The organism is Hylemonella gracilis ATCC 19624 (assembly GCF_000211835.1).
Lineage (GTDB): Bacteria > Pseudomonadota > Gammaproteobacteria > Burkholderiales > Burkholderiaceae_C > Hylemonella > Hylemonella gracilis.
The window spans coordinates 47,924-55,531 of record NZ_AEGR01000081.1 but is presented as its reverse complement, the minus strand read 5'-3'; the positions used below and the strand labels follow the sequence as shown (position 1 = coordinate 55,531).

Here is a 7,608-nt window from a genome sequence, read left to right as displayed (position 1 = left end):
GGTGAAGGAAGGCTCGGTGGTGCTGATGCTGGAGGCGGCGGGTGCTGCAGCCACGCCGGCACCGGCGGCCCCTGTTGCCACCCCCGCCGCGGCCTCGGCGCCCGCACCCGTTGCTGCGCCAGCCCCCGTGGCGGCCAGCTTCGGTGGCAGCGCCGACGTGGAGTGCGACGTGCTGGTGCTCGGCGGCGGCCCCGGCGGTTATTCGGCGGCCTTCCGCGCGGCCGATCTGGGCCTCAAGGTCGTTCTGGTCGAGCGCTATGCCACCCTGGGCGGTGTCTGCCTGAACGTGGGTTGCATTCCGTCCAAGGCCCTGCTGCACGTCGCGGCCGTGATGGATGAGGTCAGCCACATGGCCGACCTGGGCGTGGAATTTGGCAAGCCGGTGCTCAACATCGACAAGTTGCGCGGCCACAAGGAAAAGGTGATCGGCAAGCTGACCGGCGGTCTGAGTGCCATGGCCAAGATGCGCAAGGTCACGGTGCTGCGCGGTTACGGTTCCTTCGCGGGTGCCAACCACCTCGAAGTGGAAGAGACCTCGGGCGCGGCCCAGCAAAAAACCGGCAAGAAGCAGGTGGTGGCCTTCAAGAAGGCCATCATCGCGGCGGGCTCGCAAGCCGTGCGTTTGCCCTTCATGCCCGAGGACCCGCGCGTGGTGGATTCCACAGGCGCGTTGGCCTTGACGCAGGTGCCCAAGAAGATGCTGATCGTCGGCGGCGGCATCATCGGCCTGGAGATGGGCACGGTCTACAGCACCCTGGGCGCGCGCCTGGACGTGGTGGAGATGATGGACGGCTTGATGCAGGGGGCCGACCGCGACCTGGTCAAGGTCTGGGACAAGATGAACAAGCATCGCTTCGACAATGTGATGCTCAAGACCAAGACCGTGGGCGCGCAAGCCACGCCGCAAGGCATCAAGGTCCAGTTCGAAGGCCTGGACGGCACCAAGAGCGAAGGCGTCTACGACCTGGTGCTGCAGGCCGTGGGCCGCACGCCCAATGGCAAGAAAATCTCCGCCGAGAAGGCCGGCATCGCCGTCACGGACCGGGGTTTCATCAATGTCGACGTGCAGATGCGCACCAATGTGCCGAACATCTTCGCCATCGGCGACATCGTGGGCCAGCCCATGCTGGCGCACAAGGCCGTGCACGAAGGGCATGTGGCGGCGGAAGTCATCGCCGGTGAATTGCAGGGCAACCCGGAGCTGGCCAGCAGCGCTTTCGACGCGCGCGTGATCCCCAGCGTGGCCTACACCGACCCCGAAGTGGCCTGGGTGGGTCTGACCGAAGACCAGGCCAAGGCGCAGGGTGTGAAGGTCAAGAAGGGCCTGTTCCCCTGGACCGCCTCCGGCCGCGCCATCGCCAACGGGCGTGACGAGGGCTACACCAAGCTGCTGTTCGACGAGGAGACGCACCGCATCGTGGGCGGCGGCATCGTCGGCACGCACGCGGGTGACATGATCGGCGAGATCGTCCTGGCCATCGAGATGGGCGCCGACGCCGTGGACATCGGCAAGACCATCCACCCGCACCCCACGCTGGGCGAGAGTATCGGCATGGCGGCGGAGATCGCCCACGGCAGTTGCACGGACGTGCCGCCGCAGAAGAAATAAGCGGTTCTGAAGCTGCTCAAGCCCAAAGCCCAGGCGGGTAACCGCCTGGGCTTTGGGCTTTTCATTGCTTGAACCGCTGCGTCTTCTGCGTCTGCTGGCGCGGACTCAGGGCTGACGGATTGACGGCCAGAGGTTTTTCGTGTCAAATATGAGAATAATTCTCAATTAATACTGTTGGGCTGCATGCGTCCATGCTCATCAGTCGGTGTGATCTCTAGCCGCCGTGTCCACGAATTCCGTCGATCCCCTCGCCACTCTGTACGCCAACCACCGAGGCTGGTTGCAAGGTTGGCTGCGCAAGAAGTTGGGCTGTCTGCATCAGGCGGCCGATATCGTGCAGGACACCTTCGTCAAGCTGCTGGCCTTGCCGCAACTGCCGGTGCTGCGCGAGCCGCGCGCTTATTTGCTGGTGACGGCCAACCATCTGCTCATCAACCAGTTTCACCGGCGCAAGCTCGAGGAAGAGGCATTACGCGCCATGGCGGTCCTTGCCGAGGACAGCCTGGCCCACAGCCCGGAGGACATCGTCGCGACGCGTCAGTTGCTGGGGCACACCATGCTCCTGCTGATGGACGAGCTTGACGAAAAACCTCGGCGCGCCTTTCTCATGGCGCGCGTCGACGGCCAGTCGTACGCCGAGATCGCCGCCGAGTTGGGCGTTTCCGAGAGCAGCGTCAAGCAGTACCTTGCCAAGGTACTGGCGCACTGCCATGCGCGTCTTCATGCCTTGAACGCCCATGGCTGAAGAGCGGCCTCTTTCGGATCCGCTGACCGCCCTGCGTGACCGCGCGGCCGAGTGGATCGTCGAAATCGAGGGCGCGGGCACCGAGCAGGAACGTGCCGCCAGCGAGGAGGCCTGTCGCGCATGGTGCGCCGAGGACGCGCGCCACGAACGCGTGTTCCGGCAGATGCGGCAGATGTGGCAGGCGGTGGACGCACCCAAGCCTCGTCGCAAGGCATCGGTCGCCGTTGCCATCGTCCTGATGCTCGTGACATGGGTGCTGCTGCCGACGGAGCGCTGGATGGCCGATCAGCGTACCGCGCTGGGCGAGGTGCGCCGCGTCGTCTTGCTGGATGGCAGTGCGTTGACGCTGGACAGCGGCACGGCGGTCGATGTGCGCATGGATGCGCACAAGCGAGAAATCCGCCTGCATGCGGGCAGGGTCCTGGCCGAGGTCGCCAAGGACCAGACCGGTCGGCCGTTCGTGGTCACCGGCCGTGACGGATCAGCGCGCGCCTTGGGTACGCGCTACATCGTCGATCAGCGAGCGACGGACACGCGCGTGGAGGTCTTGGAGTCCACCGTAGCGGTGGCCAGTCGCCTGCATCCGGACGAGCCCATCGTGCTGAAAGAAGGCGAGGGCGTTGACTACACCGATCAAGCGGTCGGCGCGAGAACCGCGGTCCTGACGACGACGGCGGCGCTGGCCTGGACCAGAGCGCGACTGGTCTTCAACGAGGCGCCTGTGGAGAAGGTCGTCGCGGAACTGTCGCGTTACCGCTCCGGCATGCTGACGATCAGGGATGCAGAGAAGCTCAAGAACTTGCGTTTCACGGGCGTGCTGCCACTCGATGACACCGACGCCGCCTTGCGCATCGTGGCCCAGAACCTCCAGCTCAAGATCGACCAACTGACACCCTATGTGGTGTGGCTGGAAGCGCCGTAGAAATTTTTACGGTCTGGGACTGCCCGAATGCCGGTGTCGCCGGTCATTGTTGGTGAGACAGCTGTTTTCACCAACTTTGAGGAGTTTCTTGTGCGACCTGCGTTCCGCCGTCCCCCGTTTCGGCTGGCCTGCTTGGCCTTGTGCCTGGGTCTTACCTTGCCAGTTTGGTCCCAGTCTTCAACCACTGGGCAGACTGCCATCCCACTGCGCATCCCGGCTCAATCGCTGGACAGAGCGCTGACCGAGCTGGCAGCGAAGACCGGTTTGCTGATTGGCGCCGACAGCAGTCTGCTCACGGGCAAGCAGGCGCCGATGCTGGAGGGCAACTACACCCCCGCTGCCGCTCTGAGCAAACTGCTGGAAGACAGCGGGCTGGAAGCCGTGCCCGGTGCCAACGGAAGCTATCAGCTGCGTCGCTCGCCGCCGAGCACGCCACGTCCCCTGCCCGAAGTTCGCGTCTCGGCCACGGAGGGCAGCGTGGCGTATGTGGCACGTCAAAGCGCCGCGGGCACCAAGACGGGCGCGCCTCTGGTCGAAACGCCTCAGTCGGTGTCCGTGATCACGGCGGATCGCATCGAAGCCATGGGCGCGACCAACATCAAGGACGTGCTGGCCTTCACGCCGGGTGTTGAGATCGCTCCCTACGGCACGGACTCGCGCTACGACTGGATGGTCATCCGAGGCTTCGAAGCCTATGCGCCGGGCTTCTATCAGGATGGTCTGCAACTGCGCAACAACGGTTATTGGGCGATTTGGCAGACCGAAAACTACGGCCTCGAACGCATTGAAATCCTGCGAGGGCCTTCTTCGGTGCTCTATGGCCAGAATGGTCCTGGCGGCATGGTCAATTTGGTCAGCAAGCAGCCCTTGGGCGAGCAGCGCAATGAGGTGCAGGTGCAAGTCGGCAGCGATGCGCGCAAGCAGCTTGCGGGAGATTTCTCTGGGTCCGTGGGTGAGGATGGCACGGCGCTGTACCGCGTGGTCGGTCTGGTACGCGACGCGGAGTTGCCCCAGGGCGACATGCCCGACGACCGGTTCTATCTGGCGCCCTCGCTGACGCTCAAGCCTTCCGCGCAAACCTCGCTCACGCTCTTATCGCATGTCCTGCGCAGCCGCGCAGGCACCTATGTGCGCAGCTTGCCAGAGCAGGGGACCCTGGTGAAGACCCCCGCCGGGACGAAGTTGCCCACCAACACCTACATCAGCGAACCCGATTTCAATCACCTGGATCAAGACCAGTGGTCGGTGGGCTACCTGCTTGAGCACAAGCCGAACGACGTCGTGACCCTGCGCCAGAACGTGCGCTACGCCCACTTGGACATGGACTTCGGCCAGGTCTCGCTGCGTGATTTCGTGACCGTCAATTCCGACCCAAGCGACCCCGTCAACTATCGTCAGATCACGCGTCGGGTGCATGCGAGCAAGGAAAAGACCAACTTGTTCACGATGGACCATCAAGCCCAGCTGGAGATCAACGGCGCGACGGTGCATCACACCCTGCTCGCTGGCTTCGACTATCAGAACGGACGCTTTGACCAGACCAGCTATTTCAGCGGTACAGCCACCGATTTCGACCTCTACAACCCGGTGTATGGCGGACCGGTGACGATTGGCCCCGCGGACATGGATCTGCGGACCCGACTCGTGCAAGCCGGGCTCTATCTGCAAGACCAGGCCAAGTGGGGAAACTGGGTGGCCACGGTGGGCGGTCGCTACGACCGTGCCACGATCGACGTCGACGATCACCTGGCGGATGCCAGGTCATCCCAGGTTGACGGCCAGTTCAGCAGTCGTGCTGGTCTCGTCTATCTACACCCGAGTGGCTGGGCGCCGTATGCGAGTTACGCCACCTCCTTCATCCCGAGCACGACCATCAACCCGGACACGGGGGATGCCTTTGATCCCGAAACCGGGCGCCAGATCGAAGCGGGCGTCCGTTACCAGCCCGCAAACCTCAAAGCCATTTACAGCGCCGCGATGTTTGATTTGCGCCGCCAGAAGTACGTCACCTACGAGCCAGCGACCGGAACGCCCAAGCAGACGGGGGAAATCGTCGTGCGCGGTCTTGAGCTCGAAGCCGTGGTCACGCCCATGGCAGGCTTGAACCTGACTGTGGCCTATGCCTACACGCCCAAGGCTGACGTGACCCGCAGCGAGGATCCCGCCGAAGTCGGTAAGCAGGCTTCGGCCGTTTCCAAGCAACGTCTTTCGCTTTGGGGGGACTACCGGTTCTCCACCGGCCTCAAGTTGGGTCTGGGAGTGCGCCATGTCGGCCCGACGAACGGCAACTACGAGACGGCCACGACCGAAATACCCGGCTACACCCTGTTGGATGCCATGCTCGGGTATGACATTGATCACTGGAGCGTGGCGTTGAATGCCAGCAACTTGACCGACAAGGAGTACATCGCCAATTGCGGCTACGGCAGTTGCTACTTCGGAACACAGCGCAAGGTCGTGATGACCACAACGTACCGTTGGTAGTCGAGAAACTCGCTTCAGCGTCAGCGACGTTGACAAAAGAGGCGGGTTTCCGGCGTCGCCTGAATCAAGGTTTCTTGCTGTACAGAAAATCCGTCACCAGCGCGATGAAATAGTCCGGGTCTTCCAGGTGAGGTGTGTGCCCGATGTCCGGCAGTTCGCGCAGTTGCGCGCCGGGAATGCGGGCTTGCGCGTCCTTGCCGAGCTTGGAAAAGTCGCCCAAGTTCTTGATGACGTCGGCCGGGTAGTAGCGCTGGCCCGGCACGGTGCGGTCTTTCAGTCCGATGATCAGCAAGGTGGGGGCCAGCAGGCGCGGCATCTCGTTGAGGATCGGACCTTCGAGGATCATTTGCTGCGTTTGCGCGGCGACCTGTGCATGCCGCGGGTACTCGCTGCTGAGTTGCAGGCGCGCGAACTGCTCGACGTGGCGCTCGTAGGTCGGACGCCAAGTCGCGAACTGAGACTTGAGTTCGCGCCGGTACGCCGTGGGCGTGAGCAGCAAATTCTGCCGTGTCATGACCTCGGTGTTGACCGGCGGCAGCGCGGCGTAGTCTTCCAGTCCCGCGGGGTTCTCGAGCACCAGCGCGCTCACGCGCTGCGAGTAGCGCCGCGCGAAATGCACGGCCAGCATGCCGCCCATCCCATGGCCGATCACGGCCACTTGAGGAATTTGCAGGTGGTCCAGCAGGCGCAGCGTGGACTGGGCTTGCAGACCAAAACGGTAGGGCATGTCCGGCTTGGAGGAGCGGCCGAAACCGATTTGGTCGGGCACGATGAGCCGATAGCCATAGTCGCTGAGGGTGCGCAGCGTGCGCTCCCAGTAGTCGCTGCTGTAGTACTGGTCATGCAGCAGCAACAGGGTCTGGCCGTTGGGACTCTTGGGGCGCACGTCCATGTACGCCATGCGCACGGTTTGCCCCTCCAGCGAGATTTGCAGCAGGCTCACCGGGTAGGGGTAGGGCCAGCCTTCGAGCGTGATGCTCAGGGGCTCGGCGGTCAGGTAGCTTGGGTCGGACGGTTGCAGGAAATTGAGCAACTGAGCGCGGGCCGGCAGCCAGACGCAAGAGGTCAGCAAGGCCGCGAGGAGACAATAACGAAGGAAAAATCGTGGCACGGGAAAGCTCAACGTGTAGGAAAAACAGGGAAAGCGGCGAAGGTGCACGGCGGTTTGCGCGGGCAGGAGCCCCAGCGGGAAGGCGCGAGCATAACCTTGGCCTGCACCCTGGCGGCCTTTCAACTCGGGGGGCTGACACGCCGCGCGGCGTTGAAGCGGTCGTCCCAGTAGCGCAGACGCATGTTTTCGATGCGCACGCTGGCCCCCGCCTTGGGCGAATGGATGAAGCGGTCATCGCCCACGTAAATGCCCACGTGGCTGAAGGCTTGGCCCACGGTGTTGAAGAAGACCAGGTCGCCCGGTTGCAGATCACGCCGCGTGATGGCGCGCGTGGCGCGGGCCTGCTGCGCGGACTGGCGGGGCAGGGTCACCCCCCAGGTTTGCTGGTAGACCGCGCGCACGAAGCCGCTGCAGTCAAAGCCGCCTTCGTAGCTGCCGCCGCCATAGCGGTAGGGGGTGCCCAGGGCACCCATGGCGGCGACCACGATCTCGGCGCGGCGGTCTTCCGCGCCGTCGTGCACCGCGGCATGCGGGCCGTCGTCATAGGTTTCGCCGGCCCAGCGCTGCGGCGAAGCGCAACCGTGCAGCAGTGCCGTCACGGCCAAGGTCAGCGCAAGGGCACTCAGCGTCGCGGTTGGGTGGGCGCGGGTCAGGGGCATCTTCGGGTGGGGCGCGCAAGGCATCCGGTTAGCATAGGGTTCGGCGCCGATCCTGCCGCATTCCAAGGCTTTTTTACG

At 64.0% G+C, this 7,608-nt stretch carries 6 protein-coding genes; 4 read left to right on the top strand and 2 right to left on the bottom strand.

Features of this window, described 5'->3' with window-relative positions; translation table 11 throughout:
- The first annotated feature begins 1 nt into the window (after nucleotide 1).
- The 4 genes from lpdA to HGR_RS12925 all read left to right on the top strand — a co-directional run bounded on the left by lpdA (nucleotide 2) and on the right by HGR_RS12925 (nucleotide 5,760).
- Nucleotides 2-1,609, top strand: coding sequence for a dihydrolipoyl dehydrogenase (lpdA, locus tag HGR_RS12940; RefSeq protein ID WP_006298726.1), 1,608 nt, complete (start codon nucleotides 2-4; stop codon nucleotides 1,607-1,609).
- Between the two features lie 223 nt (nucleotides 1,610-1,832).
- Nucleotides 1,833-2,354 (top strand): sigma-70 family RNA polymerase sigma factor, encoded by a 522-nt coding sequence (locus HGR_RS12935; protein WP_006298725.1) that lies wholly within the window; start codon nucleotides 1,833-1,835, stop codon nucleotides 2,352-2,354.
- On the top strand, nucleotides 2,347-3,276 hold the full coding sequence (locus HGR_RS12930; RefSeq protein ID WP_006298724.1) for a FecR family protein: 930 nt from the start codon (nucleotides 2,347-2,349) through the stop codon (nucleotides 3,274-3,276). Before HGR_RS12935 ends, HGR_RS12930 begins: the two co-directional genes overlap by 8 nt.
- A gap of 156 nt (nucleotides 3,277-3,432) precedes the next feature.
- The gene (locus HGR_RS12925) at nucleotides 3,433-5,760 is read left to right on the top strand and encodes a TonB-dependent siderophore receptor (RefSeq protein ID WP_237701417.1); all 2,328 of its coding nucleotides are present in this window, start codon (nucleotides 3,433-3,435) and stop codon (nucleotides 5,758-5,760) included.
- Nucleotides 5,761-5,824: 64 nt separating this feature from the next.
- Here HGR_RS12925 and HGR_RS12920 read toward each other — a convergent pair whose 3' ends face one another.
- A complete protein-coding gene (locus HGR_RS12920) occupies nucleotides 5,825-6,871 on the bottom strand; it encodes an alpha/beta fold hydrolase (protein WP_237701416.1) in 1,047 nt (348 codons plus the stop codon).
- A gap of 119 nt (nucleotides 6,872-6,990) precedes the next feature.
- Nucleotides 6,991-7,530, bottom strand: a complete 540-nt coding sequence (locus HGR_RS12915; protein WP_081463542.1) for a C40 family peptidase — start codon at nucleotides 7,528-7,530, stop codon at nucleotides 6,991-6,993.
- Nucleotides 7,531-7,608: the final 78 nt, after the last annotated feature.